We start from the raw sequence: 17,793 nt of genomic DNA, 5'->3' as shown, positions 1-17,793 counted from the left end.
CCCGATGATTTCTTCAGTGCTTGTTGCCAATCGCGGGGAGATCGCTCGGCGAGTGTTCCGGACTGCTCGCGCGCTCGGGTTGTCGACGGTTGCCGTTTACTCGACGGCGGACGCGGACGCGCCGTACGTGGATGAGGCGGATGCGGCGGTGCATTTGCCGGGGAACGCGCCGGGGGAAACGTATCTGCGCGGGGACCTGGTGATTGAGGCGGCACTTCGCGCGGGGGCGGATGCGGTGCATCCGGGGTATGGGTTTCTGTCGGAGAACGCGGGGTTCGCGGCGTCGGTGATCGAGGCAGGGCTGACCTGGATCGGGCCGCCGGTGGACGCGATCTCCTCGATGGGGTCGAAGATCGAGGCGAAGAAGCTGATGGCGGCGGCCGGCGTACCGGTGCTGGCGGAGTTGACGCCGGCCGAGGTGTCGGAGGCCGATCTGCCGGTGCTGGTGAAGGCTTCGGCCGGTGGCGGCGGGCGCGGGATGCGAGTGGTGTCGCGGCTCGCGGACCTGCCCGGTGAGATCGAGGCGGCGTCGGCGGAGGCGTTGTCGGCGTTCGGGGACGGGACGGTGTTCTGCGAGCGGTATCTGCCGGCTGGGCGGCATATCGAGGTGCAGATCCTGGCCGATCAGCACGGGACGATCTGGGCGGTCGGGGAGCGGGAGTGCTCGATCCAGCGGCGGCACCAGAAGGTGGTCGAGGAGGCGCCGTCGCCCTTGGTGTCGCGGATCCCCTCCATGCGTCCGTTGTTGTTCGACGCGGCGCGGAAGGCTGCGGCGGCGATCAACTATGTCGGTGCGGGGACTGTTGAGTTCCTCGCGGACGAGGACGGGAGCTTCTACTTCCTGGAGATGAACACGCGGCTCCAGGTCGAGCACCCGGTCACGGAGGAGACGACGGGGCTGGATCTGGTCGAGTTGCAGATCGCGATCGCGGACGGTCAGCGGTTGCCGGCCGAACCGCCGCCGACAGTGGGGCACGCGATCGAGGTGCGCCTGTACGCCGAGGATCCGGCGAACGACTGGCAACCGCAGACGGGTGCGCTGCACAAGTTTTGTGTCGATCCGAGTGTGCGAGTCGACTCGGGCGTCGAAGACGGCTCCGTCGTCTCTCCCTTCTACGACTCCATGCTCGCCAAGGTGATTGCCTATGGCCCCGATCGGACCGCCGTCGCGCGGCGGTTGGCGGGGGTATTGGAGCGGGCGACGATTCACGGGGTAGGGACCAACCGAGGGTTGCTGGCGTGGATCCTTCGGCATCCGGCGTTTGTGGCGGGGGACACGGATACGGGGTTCTTCGACCGGTACGGGGTGGGGCCGGGGGTGACGCCGGAGGTCGAACGGTTCGCTGCGCTGGCGGCGGCTCTGGCGGACTCAGCGGGGCGGTCGGGTCCGGTGCGGGTGCCTAGTGGATGGCGGAACCTTCCCTCACAACCACAGCGGAAGAGCTACCGAGTCGGCGACACGACCTATGACGTCGAGTACCGGCTGACCCGGGACGGGTTGGTTGTCGATGGCAACATTCAGCTGATCTCCAGTACGCCGGACCGCGTCGTACTCGCGATCGACGGCGTACGGCGGGTGTTCGACGTGGCGACGTACGACGGGCTGGTCTGTGTGGGGCCGGTGAATCTGACGCCGGTACCGCGGTTCGTGGATCCGTCGGAGCAGGTGGCGGCGGGGTCCTTGGTGGCGCCGATGCCGGGCACCGTGACGCGGGTCGGGGTCGCCGTGGGTGACGTGGTGAAGCAGGGGCAGCCGCTGGTGTGGCTGGAGGCGATGAAGATGGAACACACGATCGTCGCGCCGGCTGATGGCGTGGTCGGTGAGCTCAAGGTCGAGGCAGGTCAACAGGTCGAGGTCGGCGCCGTACTGGCTGTCGTTGGGGAGGAAGCATGAGCTTCTACGTGGAGTCCGAAGAGCGCCAGGCACTACGCAAAGCGGTTGGTGAGCTGGGGAAGAAGTACGGCTACGCGTGGTTCGACCAGCAGGCGCGCAGCGGCGGGAACACCTCCGAGCTGTGGCAGGAGGCCGGGAAGCTCGGCTATCTCGGCGTCAACCTGCCGGAGGAGTACGGCGGCGGTGGCGGTGGGATGGGCGACCTGTCGATCGTGCTCGAGGAGCTCGGTGCGGCCGGTTGCCCGTTGCTGATGATGGTCGTGTCGTCGTCGATCGTCGGCACGGTGATCACGCGGTTCGGTACCGAGGAGCAGAAGCAGCGCTGGCTGCCCGGGCTGGCCGACGGTTCCACGACGATGGCGTTCGCGATCACCGAGCCGGATGCGGGGTCCAACTCGCACAACATCACCACGACTGCCCGGCGTACCGAGGACGGCTGGTCGCTGTCGGGGCGGAAGGTCTTCATCTCGGGGCTCGACGTCGCGCAGGCGATGCTGGTCGTCGGGCGGACCGAGGATGCCCGAACGGGCAAGCTGAAGCCGGCGTTGTTCGTCGTACCGACCGAGGCGGCCGGGGTCGAGTTCCAGCAGATCGAGATGGACCTGATCAGCCCGGACAAGCAGTACACGCTGTTCCTGGACGACGTGCAGCTGCCGTCTGACGCGCTGGTCGGCTCCGAGGACGCCGCGCTGATGCAACTCTTCGCCGGACTCAACCCGGAGCGGATCATGGCCTCGGCCTTCGCGATCGGAATCGCCCGGCACGCGCTCGGCAAGGCACTCGCCTATGTCAAGGACCGGCAGGTCTGGAAGACGCCGATCGGCGCGCACCAGGCGATCGCGCACCCGCTGGCCCAGATCAAGATCGAGCTCGAGCTGGCCCGCCTGATGATGCAGAAGGCCGCCGCTCTGTACGACGCCGGCGACGATCTGGGCGCGGGTGAGGCCGCGAACATGGCGAAGTACGCCGCGGGCGAGGTCGCGGTCCGGGCGACCGACCAGGCGGTCCAGTCACTCGGCGGCAACGGCATGACCAAGGAGTACGGCGTCGCTGCGCTCTCCACAGCGGCTCGCGCGGCCCGGATCGCGCCGGTGAGCCGGGAGATGATCCTGAACTTCGTCGCGCAGCACAGCCTCGGACTGCCGAAGTCGTACTGAGGTCTGGCGCAAATACTCGGGAGTAAGTCACAGTTCCTGCCACTAGCTCCGCCCGCTGCTCAGAAAGGCCGGCCGATGGTCATCACCAGCCAGTTCCCGCCCGTCGAGGTTCTTGATGTCCCGCTGCACGAGGCCGTGCTCGGCCGCGCCCAGGAGTACGGCGACCGCCCGGCCCTCGTCGACGCGGTCAGCGGCCGTGAGATCAGCTACGCCCAGCTCGACGGGATGACGCGGCGGGTTGCGGCCGGACTGGCCGAGCTGGGGATCCGGCCCGGTGACGTGGTCGCGCTCTACAGCCCGAACACGATCCTCTATCCGGTCGTCTTCTACGGCACCACCCGGGCGGGCGCGACAGTGACCACGGTCAACGCGCTCTACACCGCCGACGAGTTGCACAAGCAGCTGGTCGACTCGAAGGCGAAGCTGCTGGTGACGATCTCGCTGTTCCTGCCGGTCGCGACCGCCGCGGTCGAGGGGACCGACGTCACGGAGATCTTCGTCTGCGACCAGGCCGAAGGCTACCGGTCGGTCCAGGAGCTGATCGCCTCGACCGGGCCCGAGCCGGAGGTGACGATCGACCCGGCCGAGGATGTCGCCGTACTGCCGTATTCGAGCGGCACGACCGGCGTGGCCAAGGGCGTGATGCTGACGCACCGCAACATCGCGACCAACCTGCTCCAGGCCGAGGCCACCTTCTCGATGGACGAGAACGAGCGGATCATCGCGATCCTGCCGTTCTTCCACATCTACGGGCAGTCCGTGCTGATGAACCTGCCGTTCCGCCTCGGCGCGACGGTGGTTGTTCTGCCGAAGTTCGAGTTGCAGCAGTTCCTGACCACGCTCGACGAGCAGAAGATCACCCGGGCGTTCGTCGCGCCGCCGATCGTACTGGCGCTGGCGAAGCACCCGGCCGTGGACGGGGTGGACCTGTCGGCGCTGAAGTACCTGACGTCCGCGGCCGCTCCGCTGGACGCGGAGCTTGCTGAAGCGTGCGCGAAACGGCTCGGCCTGCACGGCGTGCTGCAGTGCTACGGGATGACCGAGCTGTCGCCGGGCACGCACGCCGTACCGCAGGACGACCCGGAGCCGCCGCCCGGTGCGGTCGGCAAGCTGTTCCCGTCCACCGAACAGCGGCTGGTCGGTGCCGATGGCAACGATGTCGGCGAGGGGGAGGTCGGCGAGCTCTGGATCCGGGGACCGCAGGTGATGAAGGGCTATCTGGGTCGGCCGGCGGAGACCGACGCGACGATCGATCGGGACGGCTGGTTGCACACCGGCGACCTGGCGCGCGTGGACGAGCGGGGCTATCTGTACATCGTCGATCGGGTCAAGGAGCTGATCAAGTACCACGGCTACCAGGTGCCGCCGGCCGAACTCGAGGCGGTGCTGCTGACCGACGACCGGATCGCGGACGCGGCGGTGATCGGCGTCTCGGAGGACGGCAACGAGGTGCCGAAGGCGTTCGTCGTCCCGATGCCGGGGTCCGGGCTGACCGAGGCCGATGTGCTCGAGTACGTCGCGGCTCGCGTAGCGCCGTACAAGAAGGTGCGGCAGGTGGAGTTCATCGAGGCGGTGCCGAAGGCAGCGTCCGGGAAGATCCTGCGTCGTGAGCTGAGAGCCCGCGAGGCCGCCCGTGAGTGAAGCAGTCCGAGCGCCACAACAGGACCGCAGCCGCGCCACCCGGCAGCGGCTGCTCGAGGCCGCGGTCGAATCGCTCGCCGACGTCGGGTACGCCGCGACCACGGTGGCCGTGGTCGCGGCCCGCGCGGGGGTGTCGCGTGGTGCTGCGCAGCACCACTTCCCGACGCGGGCGGATCTGTTCGCGGCGGCGGTTGAGTACATGACCGAGGTGCGGTTGGCGGAGATCCGGGCGGCTCAGTTGCCCACCGGGCCTGGTCGAACCGAGGCGATCGTGAGTCTGCTGGTGGACGTGTACACCGGTCCGCTCTTCAAGGCCGCGCTGCATCTGTGGGTCGCAGCGTCCACCGAGGAGGCACTGCGCGCGCAGATCGTTCGCCTGGAGGAGCGCGTCGGGCGGCGAGCGCACCGGGCACTTCTCGACGTGCTGGACGTTTCGGAGCGGACACCCGGCGTACGAGAGACGGTGCAGGGCGTGCTGGACATGGCCCGCGGGCTGGGGCTGGCTGACCTGCTGTCGGACGACAGCGCACGCCGGCGCGGGATCGTGCGGCAGTGGAGCCGCATCCTCGATCAGGCCCTACTTGCGCCGGGTGTGTGACCGAACGACCGCCGGAAGGTGTCGATGAACGCACTGGTTGACGCCCAGCCGCACCGATGAGCGACTCGGGTCACCGACTCGCCGGCTGCGAGCAGTCTGAGTGCCGTATGCAGTCTGAGCTCGGTGCGCCACTGCGGGAAGGTCATGCCGAGGTCTGCGCGGCACAGGCGGCTCAGCGTGCGTTCACTCGCTCCTACCTGCGTGCCGAGTTCCGCCAGGGTGCGGTTGTCGGCCGGGTCGTCGTACAGGAGTTCGCAGAGCGCAGCCAGGCGGGGGTCGTTCGGTGTCGGCAAGTAGGTGGGGCGCTGGACGGACCGCTTGAGCTGGTCCAGCAGTACGGCGTACAAGCGGTCGCGCTCTGCTGGGTCGTCCATCGGTGCTGTGTAGGTGAGGATGAGCTCGCGGAGGAGCGGACTGACCACGAGTGCGGACGGCGCGTCGAGAGCGAGCGGGTTCTCGGTCAGTCCGATCGTGTGGAGAGCGGTGTGGCCGTAGGCGCGATGTTCGTGGACGGTGCCGCCCGGAACCCAGATGGCGCGGTTGGCCGGAGCGATCCAGCTCCCGGCGTCCGTGGTCACGGACAGCACGCCCTGACCGGCGTACACGATCTGGTGCTGGTCGTGCCAGTGCGCGTCGATCGCTCCACCGGCGGGGATCGGCAGAATTCCGGTCGAGGCGACCGAGTGGCGGATTTCCGGCATAGGTTGGCATTTTATCGGAAGCCGGACAGCTGCTGCCCGGGCAACGATCGTCGGTATGAGGAGAATTCCGCCGGTCGGACTGATGGCGATCGGGCATGCGTGTGTCGATGTGTACCAGGGCGCCGTGCCGGCTTTGGTGCCGTTCCTGGTCGCCGAGCGCGGGCTCGGGTACGTCGCGATCTCCGGGATCACGCTGGCGGCGACGCTGTTGTCGTCCGTCGTGCAGCCGGTGTTCGGCGTGCTGACCGACCGGCGGCCGCTGCCTTGGCTGCTCCCCGTCAGCATGACGACCGCCGGGCTCGGCATCGCGCTGATCGGGGTCGGCGAGATCTACTGGCTCGCGGCCGGGCTCTCCGGGCTCGGCGTCGCGGCGTACCACCCGGAAGCGGCCCGGATGGCGCGCGCGGTCAGCGGCGGCAGCCACGTCGAGATGAGCTGGTTCTCGGTCGGCGGGAACGTCGGGTTCGCCTTGGCGCCGGCGCTCGTGACACCGATCGTGGCGGCCGGCGGCCTGGGGTGGACGCCGGTGCTGATCGGGCCGGCGGTCTTCGGTGCGGTGATCACGCGGCTCGCGATCCGCTATGCCGGGTTTGTTGCTGTTGGCAATGATCAGGGCGCGACCGGCGTCGACGACTGGCCGTCGTTCCTGCGCTTGTCCGCCATCATGGTCTGCCGCTCGCTCGTGTTCGTCGGACTCGGCACCTTCATCGCCCTGTACGCCGGCCAACGCGTCGGCGGCGGGACCACGACCGGCGGGATCGCGCTGTTCGTCCTGTTCGCCGCGAGCGCGGTCGGTACGCTGCTCGGCGGCCGCTTCGCCACTCGCTTCGGCCGGATCCGCACGCTTCGGACGTCGTACGCCGTCGCCGTACCGGCGCTCGCCGGACTGGTGTTCGTGCCCGGGCCGGCGTTCTTCGGCTTCCTCGGGTTGACCGCAGTCGCCCTTGCGGTTCCGTTCTCCCTGCATGTCACGCTCGGCCAGGACTTCCTCCCCACTCGGGTGGGCACTGCCGGCGGGATGACGCTGGGCCTGGCCGTCAGCATCGGCGGCATCGGCACCCCGGTCCTCGCCACCGTGGCCGAACGCACCTCGCTCCACGTCGCCCTCGCCACCCTCATCGCCCTACCGCTTGCGTGTGCGCTCATCGCCTACGCCCTGAAGGAGCCAGGCGATGGTGTACCGACGGACTGTTAGTAGTCGCGGTCGCCGCGGATCGCGAGGCGTGCCGAGGCCGCGCGGGGGAGCCAACGGCGGCCTATTAACAGTCCGTCCGTACGCCGACGACGCGGCGGTCGACCTGGGCGGCCAGTTGGTCCGGGTCGCAGTCGGCGAGGTGGTCGCGGATGAGTAGGTGGATGAACGAGTACTCGCCGGGGGCGGTGCGGGCGAGGATGAAGCGGTCGGCGGCGTAGGTGAGGAAGGCTCGGCGGCGCCAGGGCAGGTGGCCGGTCCAGCAGAGGAGGACGTCGAGCACGACGCGGTAGAGCGGGCCGGCGTCTTGGGAGAGGCGGGGCGACGCGCCTACGGCGACCATGCCGAGGAGGATGCCGGGTAGTAGGGCGAGGTCGGTCGGCCGCAGTGCAACGAACCCGATTAATGCACCACCTAATGCCCAGGGGCCGATTCGCCAGCGGGCGCTGGGGTGTGAGAGCAGTTGCCAGAAGTTCGGGATAAAGGTCAGCGTGCGGACGGCGCCGGCCACGAACAGGCCGGTCAGGACGCCGGCCACGAAGCTGGGGCTCGGCGCTAGGAGCAGTACGCCGCTGGCCGCCGTACCGGCGATGAAGGCGAGTACTGCGATGGCCAGTTGGCTGCGGTCGAAGTCGCGCCGTACCAGGGCATTGCCTGCGGGTCTCCAGCGATATGCGAGCAGCACTGCGCAGATAGCGAGGGGCAGGGCGGCCACGGCTGTGCAGCCGGCGATGACTCCGGCGAGCAGAGCGGGCAGGCAGATCGTGTGCAGGAGGTAGATCACCGAGCCGTCGGCGTCGCGACCATTGGCGTTCGGCCAGCGCGGTACGACGGACTGGGCGCCGGGGCGGTTGCGTGTGCGCAGGGCGAGGGCGCGGAGCGAGCGGACCGCCGTACGGGCGTCGTACTGGCGACTGCCGGCGCGGCGGCGGGCAAGGACCTCGACGATGAACGTGTCGAAGAGCGCGCGGCGTACGTCGGAGAGATCGGTGACGGACTCGGGGTCGCGGTGCTGGTAGGCCAGCAGGAGGATGTTGAGCATCAGCGGGGAGGTGACCAGGTCCCAGAGCTCGTCGTCCTGTTCGATGGCGACTCGCGCGCCGTCCAGCTCCGGACCGGCCGCGGTGAAGTAGTCGAGCACCTGCTGCCGGGAGAGCGGCTTGATGTCGACGGCGCCCTGCATCCGGAGCGGATTCTTGAGGTGCTTGTAGTCCTCAGTCCGGCAGGTCACTGCGAGTCGGGGGATCGAGTAGTTCATCCGGAGTTCGTCGAGGACGCCGGCCAGCTTGTCGCGGTGGGCGGTGTCGACTTCGTCCAGGCCGTCCAGCAGTAAGGCGAACCGGCCGTTGATCAGCCAGCGCCGGCCGGCTGCTGGGTGAATGCCGTACCTGGTGTCGAGCTCGTCGAGCAGCCAGCGGACGAAGCCGGCCAGCTGCGGACTGTCCCGCGGGTGATCATCGGGTCGCCGCGACACAGCGCCGGTCCAGCGCGACAGGTTCAGCAGCACCGGGATCGGTTCGGTCTCGTCGGCGTGCGCCTGCTCGGCCAGGGTGCGGGCCAGGTCGAGGAGCAGCGTCGTCTTGCCCGCACCGGGCGCGCCGAGGATCAGCATCGAGAACTCGAGGTCGTCGAAGACCGTCGCGATGTGGGCGTCGTCCGGCAGCGCGTGCGGATCGCGATCGAGCGGCCGGACGACGATGTCGTACGGGCGGGCGACCACCTCGGGACGCTGGTCGAGCGCGAGGGCGACCCGGGTCTGGGCCGCGAGCGAGCCGTCGACCCGGCGCTGCAGGGTGCGATCCACCTGGGCGAGCGCGTTCGCCCGGTTGCGGGGTTTGTCGGCCGACCGGCTGGCCAGGACCGGGCGCTGGCGGCTGCGGACCTCGCCGAGGGCGGTCAGGATCAGGACCAGCCACAGGACGCCGATCGCCGGCCACGTCCAACCGACGTACGGGGCGAGGAAGGAAGGCGCCGTGCCGCCGGTGCCGACGTTGATCGCGATCGGGAGCAGCACCAGGCTGAGCGAGGCGGTCAGCACGATCACGACAGCGCGCAGCGCAGAGTCCCGGATCCTCACGCCCCGGAGCGTATCGGTCGGTGGATGGTAGCTGCAGGAATCGTTCAACGATCACGTAAGTTGGACTTTGTCATGACTACTGAGCGGGTCGACCGCGCGAGTGTCGGGCTGAGGTCGGAGCGCGGCCCGATTCTGCTCGCGGTGATGCTGAGCACGGGGTTGGTGGCGCTCGACGCGACCATCCTGGCGACGGCCGTACCGTCGGTGGTCGAGGATCTGGGTGGGTTCACGCAGTTCCCGTGGCTGTTCTCGATCTATCTGCTGGCGCAGGCCGTCTCGGTGCCGATCTACGGGAAGCTGGCCGATCTGCGTGGCCGGAAACCGATGATCCTGTTCGGGGTCACGCTGTTCGTGGTCGGGTCGGTGCTCTGCGGGTTCGCCTGGAGCATGCCGGCACTCATCGCGTTCCGGCTGATCCAGGGGCTCGGTGCGGGCGCGATCCAGCCGATCGGGATGACGATCATCGGCGACATCTACACGGTGGCCGAGCGGGCCAAGGTCCAGGGCTACCTGGCCAGCGTGTGGGGGATCTCGTCGTTCGTCGGGCCGACGCTCGGCGGGGTGTTCTCCGACTACATCTCCTGGCGCTGGATCTTCTTCGTGAACGTGCCGCTCGGAGTCGCGGCGGCGATCGTGCTGCGCAAGCGGTTCCAGGAGAAGACGGCGGCGAAGACCAGGCACCAGATCGACTACACCGGCGCGGTGCTGCTCGCGGTCGGCGGCTCGCTCCTGTTGCTCGGCCTGCTCGAGGGCGGCGTGATGTGGGCCTGGGACTCGCCGGTCAGCATCGCGATCCTGGCGGTGGCGGTGATCCTGATCGTCGCCTTCGCCCTGGTCGAACGGCGGGCGGCCGAGCCGATCCTGCCGCCGTGGGTGCTCGGCCGCCGGGTGCTGAACTCGGCCAACGCGACCGCGTTCCTGATCGGTCTGCTGATGATGGGACTGTCGACGTACGTGCCGGTCTTCGCGCAGGGCGTGCTCGGGACGACCGCGTTGATCGCCGGGTTCACGCTCGCCGCGATGACGATCGGGTGGCCGATCGCGGCGTCGCTGTCCGGGCGGATCTATCTGCGGCTCGGGTTCCGGTGGACGATGTTGCTGGGCTCGGCCTTCGTCGTACTGGGTGCGGGGATTCTGCTGACGGTCGGTGCGCGCAGCAGTGTCTGGCAGCTCGCGGCGGCTTGTTTCGTGATCGGGGTCGGGCTCGGGTTCTCCTCGGCGCCGGCTGTCGTCGCGGCGCAGTCGTCGGTCGACTGGCAGCACCGCGGTGTGGTCACCGGGACCAACATGTTCGCGCGGTCTGTGGGCAGTGCGGTCGGCGTCGCGAGCTTCGGCGCGGTGGCGAACGGCGAGATCGCCGCTCGCCTCGGCGGTGCGCACGCGGACCTCGAGAACCTTCCGCCCGCTGTGCTCGCGCCTGCGGTTCACGACGTGTTCTACGGCGCCGCGGCGGCCGCCGTACTGCTGATTGTTGCAGTTGCCTTCATCCCCAACCGCGTCCCCGAGCAGCCACTCGCCGCTAGGTAGGGAGCGGCCCGGCCAGCGCGATCCACAGGCCGCCGGCGGCCAGCAGGATCAGGGCCACGCCCAGCCCGGGCGCGATCTTCCGCTGCGTCGCGGCCGGCAGCGGCCGGCCGGCGATCTTGCCGGCCACGAGGAGGACGACCGCGCTGACCGCCAGCATCGCGACGATCGTCAGCCCCGCGCTCGCCCAGCCGTAGGAGAGCGGCTGCGCGTCCGGGTAGACATCGCCGAACACGACCTTGGGACGGCTCCGGCGACCACCGGGCAGCATCGCCGACGATGCGGCAAGGCAGAACATCACGGTGGACACGACGCCGCGCACTCTGCGGCTGAGGCGGTGCCGGAGCAGCAGCAGAACGGTGAGGACGACGACCGGTACGCCGAGCCAGCACCAGCCGAGAGCCCGGAGGGCCAGTTCGTCGTGGGCGACCGCCGTACCGAGGTGGGCGACGAAGTCCCGCACGTACAAGTCGCCGAAGACGCCAGAGACCACCAGCACCGCGACGACGAGGATCGACGCGAATCTGCTCCATCGGCTGGTCAGGTTCAAGGCGACAGCAGCAGGTCGGTTCCGCACCCCCGAACTCTCGCAGTTCGGGGGTGCAGTCCCGGAGTCAGACTCGCGGGATCACGAACCTGCGGTACAACGCAGCGTTCCCGCGCGGAGGGCGTGGCCGCCGTCGTTGCCGTCGTCGGCCCACACGACCTGCTTGCGCCCCGCCGTACAGGTCGACGGGGGTGCGATCGCGAACCCTTCGTTGTTGTAGTCGGGCAGTCCGCTCGGCCGGTCGTAGGTCGCGGAGACGGTGAACTTGCCATTGACGATCGACAGCGTCGCGCTGCGTCCTTCGCAGGTGTTGTCACAGGTCGACCAGAGCAGACCGGTCTCCGGCTCGAACTCCAGATCCATGATCGCTCCGAGCCCGCCCGCGAAGGCGGCGACGCGGGTGAATGTTCCGCCGGCCTGGTTCAGCGCGTAGGCGTAGACCACGCCGTTGTCCTCGAGCCCGACGAAGTACAACCCGGTGCCGTGATTGGTGTAGGAGCTCGGCGTGTACGGCGCGTTCGTGCGCTCGTCCTTGAACCCTCTCGCGGTGAGGAACGAGTCCGGGATCCAGGAGATGGCTTCGAGGCCGTCGTTGTTGCCGACCGCGGGCAGGTCGCCGGTGAGGTTCCATTCGGCGGTCGCGTTGACGGACTTCGCCGTGGACTTCGGGTCGAACCGGAGCACTTTCAGCAGACTGCTCCCGCTGTTGTCACCGTCGCGCTCGGTCGCCACGACCAGGCCGTCGGGTGTGGAGACCACCGCTTCCGAGTCCGGATCGCCGCTGCCGTTGCGGTAGTTCAGCGTCCGCGCGCCGACCGAGTCCGGCCGCCACAGGGCGCCGTCGCGAACGAGGCGGTACAGCGTGCTGGGACCGTTCTTCACCGCCCACAACACGTCGGGACTCTCGAAGGTGAGCCCACTGAGGTTCTCACCGAACACGTTGCTGCCGTCGGCAACGGTGACCGCCGCGTCTCCCGGCCAGGTGGTCTCGTTGACCTCCGTCCTGACCGTCACCGCCGTACTGACGGCCGAGGTGTTGCCGGCAGCGTCCCGCGCGCGGACCGCATAGCTGTACGACGTGTCGGGGGTGAGCCCGCCGTCCTGGTAGGACGTGGTCGTCGCCGTACCGACGGGGCTCCCGTTGCGGAGCACCTCGTAGCCGGTGACTCCGACATTGTCCGTCGAGGGCGACCAGGACAACGCCGCGCTGGTGGCGGTCACGGTGCCGGCGGTGAGGCCGGTCGGTGTGGTCGGAGCTTGGGTGTCACCGGTGGTGTCGGTGGAGCCGAAGGCCTGCAACTCCCAGAACGAGTAGCCATACGGCGTACCGCGAGTGAGTCCGACGAACTTCAGGTACCGCCCTCGCGCGGTGAATCCGGTCAGGTCGTCGGTGTTGCCGTCACCGTTGTCCACGGCGACGACCGTGCTGTAGTTGACGCCGTCGTCGGAGATCTCCAGGCGGTACTTGGTGGCGTAGGCGGCTTCCCAGTTCAGCTTGATCCACCGGACCGTGGCCGCCGTACCGAGGTCGATCCGCAACCACTGCGGATCGATCCCCTCCGCGCTGGCCCAGCGGGTGGTTCCGGAGCCGTCGACGGCCTTGGCGCCGGTGAACGAACTGCTCTCGACACTGGAGGTGGTGACCGGTTTTCCCCGGGACAGCAAGGAATCGGCGGCGCTGGCGGGACTGAGGGTGAGGGACGAGATCAGCACCGCGACAACTGCGGTGGTGACCGTAGTACGTCGGAACAGGGACACTTCGCGCTCCTTCCGGCCGGACAGGGCGGGGGCTCGGTGAAACAGCAGCGATTCTGTTAGGAAAGTTTCCTAACAGAATCGGACTGTACCGAGGCGTGCAGGCACTGACAACAGCTCGGCCGCCTACGCTGGCGTAGCATGCGGGAAGTCGATTGCGTCGGTGCACTGATCCGTGATCCGCGGGGACGGGTTTATACCCATCGACGATCGCAGGACCGGCGGCTGCTGCCGGGGATCTGGGACATCGTCGGCGGGCACCTCGAGGCGGGCGAGACGCCCGAGCAGGCGCTGGCGCGCGAGGTCGAGGAAGAGACCGGCTGGACGGTCCGCGAAGTGCTGGGGACGGTCGCGGACTGGGAGTGGGAGTGGCAAGGCCGCGTACGGCGTGAGCTCGACTATCTGGTCGCGGTCGACGGCGACCTGTCGCAGCCGCGACTGGAGGTGGGCAAGCACGACGCGTCGGCGTGGGTCGGGCTGGACGACCTGGAGTTGCTGATGGTCGGGCGGACCGACGGGGACCGGCGGTTGCGCGACATCGTCGCCCACGTGGTTCGGATGCGGCTGACGGAGCGATTGCGGCTCGAACCGATCAGTGGACCGGGTGCGGTCCTGACCGGACATGAAGCGGACCTCGTGCGACTGTTCGCGGACCCCTGGGTGTCCCAGTGGTACGGCGAACAGTGGTCACCCGAGGTGGCCGCGGAGCGCGCCGCGGAGATGCATCGCGCCTGGGAGCGCGATGGTGTCAGCAAGTGGATCGCCTACGAACGGTCGACGGGCGCGTTGGCCGGGCGAGGCGGGCTGTCCCGACTCACCGCCGGTACGCCGACCGCCGTGGCGATCGAAAAGCTCGTCGGACCGGAGTGGGCGGCCGACCGGCTGGAACTCGGGTGGGCGCTGGTCGGGTCGGCGCGCGGCCGTGGGCTGGCCACCGAGATCGGACAGGCCGGTCTGGACTTCGCGTTCGAGACGCTAGGAGCACAGGCAGTGATCGCTTTCACCGAGCGTCACAACGCGGCGTCGCGAGCGGTGATGGAGCGGCTCGGCATGACCTCCGCGGGCGAGATCACGGCGGAGGGCTGGGTCGAGGGCTCCGAGACGGTGCGGCCCGACGCTCCCTTCGCGGTCTATGTCAGCTCTCGAGGGCGCTGACGAACCGGGTCAGTAGATCGGCGAAGCTGTCTCGCTCGCGATCTGTCCAGCCGGTCATCGCGTCGGCGAAGCGCCGGCGCCGATGCTCGTGGACGGCGTCGAGCCGCTCCTGGCCGGCGTCGGTCAGGACCAGGTTGGTCCGGCGGCCGTCCCCCTGGTCCGCCTCCCGGCGGACCAGTCCGGCCGCGACTGCCGCGGCCACCAGCTTGCTGGCCCGCGGTTGGTCCACACCGAGCCTGGTCGCGACCCCGTTGACGCCGGTCGGCGTCGTACCGGCTGCTTCGAGTGCGTCGAGGACGTCCTGGACCGGGTCCGGCCGCCCGGCCTGCTCCGCGAAGGTACGGCGGGTCTGCCGACGGCGGATCGTGACCATCGCGGTCTCCACGCGGGCGACCGGATCCGGGGTTGTCATCACAGCTCCAGACTATATGCTGATTGACATGTATATGTCAGATGACAACAAGCCTATCGGGTGGTGGCTCAAGGAGCTCGACCGCCTGCTGGAGTCGTCGTTCGAACGACTCCTCGCGGCCGACGGGCTGACCCGCAGGCAGTGGCAGGCGCTGAACGCAGCGGCCGGCGACGAGCCGATCGCGGTCGCGCTGGCGCCATTTCTCGACGGCAACCCGGAAACAATCGCAGCCGTCACCGAGCCGCTGGCGGCACGCGGCTGGCTCGCGGGGGATGAACTCACCCCCGCCGGCCAGGCAGCGCTCACCGGATTGACCGCGAAGGTCCGGGCGCAGCGGGCGCTGGTGACGGCCGGCGTCAGCGACGACGAGTACGCGGCCACGGTCGACGTACTGCGCCGGATGGCCGGGAACGTGGCCACGGCATGACAGAGGCTCCGCCGTGTGACCACCCAGGCGCGGTGGTCACACAGCGGAGCCGGCCACCTCGGGGGGGTGGTTCCTGGTGAGGTGTCAGGAACCACCGGTGGTGTCCTACCGCCCAGGACACCCGACCCCGTTCTGGCCCGAGGTGTCGGCCAGGAGGTGGTGGTTGGAACGGCTGGGCGGCGGCGATACAGGGACTCAGCCGCCAAGCCCAGCCGGGCTTTGGGCGGTGCGGTCCGGGGCTGAGGAGTGCCCCGGACCGCACCTGGGTTTCGTTCGGAACTGAGGAGGGTCCCGAACCTTCCAGAGATGCTGAACCCTGAACGTGAGGAGACTCCAGGGTGCAGCGCACCGAGTCTGAGGAGGACCCGGAAGTTTTCAGTCAGGCGTTTGAATCAGTCCGTGCTGTCGAGCGGTCCGAGCAGGTCGTTGGTGACCTTGAGGCCGGCGAAACGGCGCTTCATCGCCTGCTCGTAGCGGGCCGCCAGCGGCGCTTCGGCGACGTACTGGGCGATCACATGTTCACCGAACCAGACCCGAACCCGGCGACGATGCTGTCGCGCCGTCATTTCCGCAATGCTCACTGCCTCTCACCCCGTAACTCTGAGCCCTTGCAACCAGTTGGACTTACTGGTTGTCATGGCAGTAATGGTGCACGAGCCCAACGTGACCGCTCTAGGACCTGAAGAGGACCTTTGCCGGACCTCTTACGGACCTCTGGCGGACATCTGGAGGACAGCACCTTGTCGTGGGGCATGAGTCGAGACAACGTCTGTTCTGACGTGAACGGGAGGAACGATGGCGGCGAGGTTGGCGCCTAAGACGGTCCTGGCGCACTTGATCCAGCGCCGGAACCAGACCTACTCCGAGATCGTCGCCGAGTTCGTCGAGCTGGGTGGAACCATCACCGAGCGGCACCTGCGGCGCCTCGCATCGGGCGAGCGGGCAGGAACCACTCCCCAGACCCGGCGCACCCTGCAACGCATGTTCGGAAAGCCGGTCGAGGAGCTCCTCGCGCCGTACGTCCCCGAGCACGTGTCGGCCCAGCAGCACGGGGGTCAGCAGATGGTGCCGGTGGCTGGCACGGGTGGACGGATCACGACAGGTAACGAGATGGAGGTTCTCGACATGGCTGCCAGCCGAGCGAGGGCATTTGCCCTTGCGGCCCAGTCCGGTCTCGGAAGCGAGGCCATGGAACAGGTGTACGACGACGTTCGCCACGTCGCGAAGGCGTACCCCCAGCGGCCGCTGCCGGAGATCCTCGGTCAGCTGGTCGAGACCCAAGACCTGGTCTTCGCGCTGCTGGAGAGCCGGCAGCGTCCCGAGCACCTGCGGCAGCTGTACTTCCTCGGCGGGGTGACCGGCGGTCTGCTCGCCAAGGCCTCGCACGACCTCGGGAACCCGCACGCGGCGCTGACCCAGGCGCGGACCGCGTTCCTGTGCGCCGACAACGCCGACCACCACGGCCTGCGGGCCTGGGTGCGCGGTCTGCAGTCCCTCGTCTCCTACTGGGCCGGCAACCCGCACGACTCGGTCCGCTACGCCCAGCTCGGCGCCGGCTATGCCGAGCAGGCCAACAGCACCACCAGCGTCTGGCTCCCGGTCAGCGAGGCCCGCGCCTGGGCCGCGCTCGGCAACCCGGAGGCCACCCGCGCCGCGCTGGCGCGCGCCGAGGACGCCTGGGACAACGTGCAGAACGACGACCTCGACGACATGGGCGGGCTGTGCACCTTCGGGCGCAACCGCCAGCTGTACTACGCGGCCGACGCGCTGGCCTGGCTGCCCGGTGAGGGCGAGCAGGCCGAGCGGTACTCGCGGCAGGCCGTCGACGCGTACGCCGACCAGAACCACCCGGAGTGGGCCTTCGGCGACGCCGCCGGCAGCCACGCCGCGATGGCGATCAGCCGGATCGCCACCGGTGAGCTGGACGGCGCCGCGGACGCACTCGCTCCGGTGCTGGACCTGCCGGCCGAGCGCCGGATCAACGGCGTCGTGCACTCCGCCCGCCGGGTTCACCAGGCGCTGCGGCAGTCGGGTCGCGCCGACGACGCCCGGGAGCTGCAGGAGGAGATCGAAACGTTCACCCGGACCCCCATGCAGACTTTGAACCGCTGACCCCGGCGGCTGGCAACAATCGCCTCATGGAACCTCTCAACGGTCGCTTGACCGTCCTCCGCGAGTTCCGTGCGGACGATCTCGACGACTATGCCGCCATCTGCGGTGACGACCGGGTCACCGACTGGATGGCTTTCGACAGTTACGACCGGGCCAAGGCGATCGAGGTGCTCAACGGCATCATCGAGCGATCCGCCCGCCCGGACCGGTCCGACTACATGCTCGCCGTCACCCGCCGGGACGACGACCACGTGATCGGTTTCGCCCGGATCGCCCCGGGCACCCCGGCACGCGCACCCTGGTCAGCCAAGCTCGGGTACGCCGTTCACGCCGACCACTGGGGGCGCGGCTACGCTACGGACGCCGCCCGGGTGATGCTCGGCTTCGCCTTCGGCACCCTGCGGGTGCACCGGGTGACCGCGGCCATCGGCCCGGAGAACGAGGCCTCGATCGCCGTCGTGAAGCGGATCGGCTTCAGCTTCGAAGGTCACCTGCGTGACCATGTGTTCACCAACGGTGCCTGGCGGGACTCGTTGCTCTACTCGATCCTCGAGACCGAGTACGCCGATCGTTCACCTGCCGGTCATCTGGAGCCTTGACG

The 17,793-nt window shown here is 69.0% G+C and carries 16 protein-coding genes; 10 read left to right on the top strand and 6 right to left on the bottom strand.

Annotated elements, in window-relative coordinates; all coding sequences use genetic code 11:
• The first annotated feature begins 4 nt into the window (after positions 1-4).
• The 4 genes from ABZS29_RS10800 (at position 5) to ABZS29_RS10785 (ending at position 5,290) form a co-directional block, all read left to right on the top strand.
• Positions 5-1,894: a biotin carboxylase N-terminal domain-containing protein gene (locus ABZS29_RS10800; RefSeq protein WP_355460578.1), complete on the top strand. Its 1,890-nt coding sequence runs from the start codon at positions 5-7 to the stop codon at positions 1,892-1,894.
• Entirely contained in the window at positions 1,891-3,051 is a 1,161-nt protein-coding gene (locus ABZS29_RS10795) for an acyl-CoA dehydrogenase family protein (RefSeq protein ID WP_355460576.1), read from the top strand. Before ABZS29_RS10800 ends, ABZS29_RS10795 begins: the two co-directional genes overlap by 4 nt.
• A 75-nt stretch (positions 3,052-3,126) precedes the next feature.
• Positions 3,127-4,692, top strand: coding sequence for an AMP-binding protein (locus tag ABZS29_RS10790; protein ID WP_355460574.1), 1,566 nt, complete (start codon positions 3,127-3,129; stop codon positions 4,690-4,692).
• On the top strand, positions 4,685-5,290 hold the full coding sequence (locus ABZS29_RS10785) for a TetR/AcrR family transcriptional regulator (protein ID WP_355460572.1): 606 nt from the start codon (positions 4,685-4,687) through the stop codon (positions 5,288-5,290). Before ABZS29_RS10790 ends, ABZS29_RS10785 begins: the two co-directional genes overlap by 8 nt.
• Here the strand turns inward: ABZS29_RS10785 and ABZS29_RS10780 are convergent.
• Positions 5,263-5,991 (bottom strand): helix-turn-helix transcriptional regulator, encoded by a 729-nt coding sequence (locus ABZS29_RS10780; RefSeq protein WP_355460570.1) that lies wholly within the window; start codon positions 5,989-5,991, stop codon positions 5,263-5,265. The two genes, ABZS29_RS10785 and ABZS29_RS10780, sit on opposite strands and share 28 nt — an antisense overlap.
• Before the next feature lie 55 nt (positions 5,992-6,046).
• Here ABZS29_RS10780 and ABZS29_RS10775 point away from each other — a divergent pair, with 55 nt between their 5' ends.
• Positions 6,047-7,186 (top strand): MFS transporter, encoded by a 1,140-nt coding sequence (locus ABZS29_RS10775; RefSeq protein WP_355460568.1) that lies wholly within the window; start codon positions 6,047-6,049, stop codon positions 7,184-7,186.
• Positions 7,187-7,250: 64 nt separating this feature from the next.
• On the opposite strand, the gene ABZS29_RS10770 is transcribed toward ABZS29_RS10775, so the two are convergent.
• Positions 7,251-9,260, bottom strand: coding sequence for an NACHT domain-containing protein (locus ABZS29_RS10770; protein ID WP_355460566.1), 2,010 nt, complete (start codon positions 9,258-9,260; stop codon positions 7,251-7,253).
• A 72-nt stretch (positions 9,261-9,332) separates the two neighbouring features.
• Here ABZS29_RS10770 and ABZS29_RS10765 point away from each other — a divergent pair, with 72 nt between their 5' ends.
• Entirely contained in the window at positions 9,333-10,787 is a 1,455-nt protein-coding gene (locus ABZS29_RS10765; RefSeq protein WP_355460564.1) for an MDR family MFS transporter, read from the top strand.
• Here the strand turns inward: ABZS29_RS10765 and ABZS29_RS10760 are convergent.
• Together ABZS29_RS10760 and ABZS29_RS10755 are read right to left on the bottom strand one after the other, a co-directional pair.
• Positions 10,780-11,361 (bottom strand): hypothetical protein, encoded by a 582-nt coding sequence (locus ABZS29_RS10760; RefSeq protein ID WP_355460562.1) that lies wholly within the window; start codon positions 11,359-11,361, stop codon positions 10,780-10,782. The two genes, ABZS29_RS10765 and ABZS29_RS10760, sit on opposite strands and share 8 nt — an antisense overlap.
• A 51-nt stretch (positions 11,362-11,412) precedes the next feature.
• Positions 11,413-13,089 carry a discoidin domain-containing protein gene (locus ABZS29_RS10755; protein ID WP_355460560.1) on the bottom strand — a complete coding sequence of 559 codons (1,677 nt, stop codon included), beginning with the start codon at positions 13,087-13,089 and terminating at the stop codon, positions 11,413-11,415.
• A 138-nt stretch (positions 13,090-13,227) separates the two neighbouring features.
• Between ABZS29_RS10755 and ABZS29_RS10750 the strand changes: the two genes are divergently transcribed.
• A complete protein-coding gene (locus tag ABZS29_RS10750; protein ID WP_355460558.1) occupies positions 13,228-14,241 on the top strand; it encodes a GNAT family N-acetyltransferase in 1,014 nt (337 codons plus the stop codon).
• On the opposite strand, the gene ABZS29_RS10745 is transcribed toward ABZS29_RS10750, so the two are convergent.
• Entirely contained in the window at positions 14,222-14,653 is a 432-nt protein-coding gene (locus tag ABZS29_RS10745) for a MarR family winged helix-turn-helix transcriptional regulator (RefSeq protein WP_355460862.1), read from the bottom strand. The two genes, ABZS29_RS10750 and ABZS29_RS10745, sit on opposite strands and share 20 nt — an antisense overlap.
• 28 nt (positions 14,654-14,681) lie before the next feature.
• Between ABZS29_RS10745 and ABZS29_RS10740 the strand changes: the two genes are divergently transcribed.
• A complete protein-coding gene (locus ABZS29_RS10740; RefSeq protein ID WP_355460556.1) occupies positions 14,682-15,080 on the top strand; it encodes a MarR family winged helix-turn-helix transcriptional regulator in 399 nt (132 codons plus the stop codon).
• 392 nt (positions 15,081-15,472) lie between these two features.
• Here ABZS29_RS10740 and ABZS29_RS10735 read toward each other — a convergent pair whose 3' ends face one another.
• A complete protein-coding gene (locus tag ABZS29_RS10735; RefSeq protein WP_355460554.1) occupies positions 15,473-15,646 on the bottom strand; it encodes a hypothetical protein in 174 nt (57 codons plus the stop codon).
• 229 nt (positions 15,647-15,875) lie between these two features.
• Between ABZS29_RS10735 and ABZS29_RS10730 the strand changes: the two genes are divergently transcribed.
• Together ABZS29_RS10730 and ABZS29_RS10725 are read left to right on the top strand one after the other, a co-directional pair.
• Entirely contained in the window at positions 15,876-17,192 is a 1,317-nt protein-coding gene (locus ABZS29_RS10730; protein ID WP_355460552.1) for an XRE family transcriptional regulator, read from the top strand.
• Between the two features lie 26 nt (positions 17,193-17,218).
• A complete protein-coding gene (locus ABZS29_RS10725) occupies positions 17,219-17,791 on the top strand; it encodes a GNAT family protein (RefSeq protein ID WP_355460550.1) in 573 nt (190 codons plus the stop codon).
• Positions 17,792-17,793 lie beyond the last annotated feature (2 nt).

It is taken from the genome of Kribbella sp. NPDC005582 (assembly GCF_040605415.1).
Classification (GTDB): domain Bacteria; phylum Actinomycetota; class Actinomycetes; order Propionibacteriales; family Kribbellaceae; genus Kribbella.
This window is presented reverse-complemented; position numbering and strand designations above follow the sequence as displayed.

Coding starts and splice junctions, on each gene's coding strand:
- ABZS29_RS10745 (WP_355460862.1), bottom strand. CDS start 14,653: ATGACAACCCCGGATCCGGTCGCCCGCGTGGAGACCGCGATGGTCACG.
- ABZS29_RS10795 (WP_355460576.1), top strand. CDS start 1,891: ATGAGCTTCTACGTGGAGTCCGAAGAGCGCCAGGCACTACGCAAAGCG.
- ABZS29_RS10735 (WP_355460554.1), bottom strand. CDS start 15,646: ATGACGGCGCGACAGCATCGTCGCCGGGTTCGGGTCTGGTTCGGTGAA.
- ABZS29_RS10790 (WP_355460574.1), top strand. CDS start 3,127: ATGGTCATCACCAGCCAGTTCCCGCCCGTCGAGGTTCTTGATGTCCCG.
- ABZS29_RS10800 (WP_355460578.1), top strand. CDS start 5: ATGATTTCTTCAGTGCTTGTTGCCAATCGCGGGGAGATCGCTCGGCGA.
- ABZS29_RS10740 (WP_355460556.1), top strand. CDS start 14,682: ATGTATATGTCAGATGACAACAAGCCTATCGGGTGGTGGCTCAAGGAG.
- ABZS29_RS10780 (WP_355460570.1), bottom strand. CDS start 5,991: ATGCCGGAAATCCGCCACTCGGTCGCCTCGACCGGAATTCTGCCGATC.
- ABZS29_RS10750 (WP_355460558.1), top strand. CDS start 13,228: ATGCGGGAAGTCGATTGCGTCGGTGCACTGATCCGTGATCCGCGGGGA.
- ABZS29_RS10775 (WP_355460568.1), top strand. CDS start 6,047: ATGAGGAGAATTCCGCCGGTCGGACTGATGGCGATCGGGCATGCGTGT.
- ABZS29_RS10765 (WP_355460564.1), top strand. CDS start 9,333: ATGACTACTGAGCGGGTCGACCGCGCGAGTGTCGGGCTGAGGTCGGAG.
- ABZS29_RS10730 (WP_355460552.1), top strand. CDS start 15,876: ATGGCGGCGAGGTTGGCGCCTAAGACGGTCCTGGCGCACTTGATCCAG.
- ABZS29_RS10725 (WP_355460550.1), top strand. CDS start 17,219: ATGGAACCTCTCAACGGTCGCTTGACCGTCCTCCGCGAGTTCCGTGCG.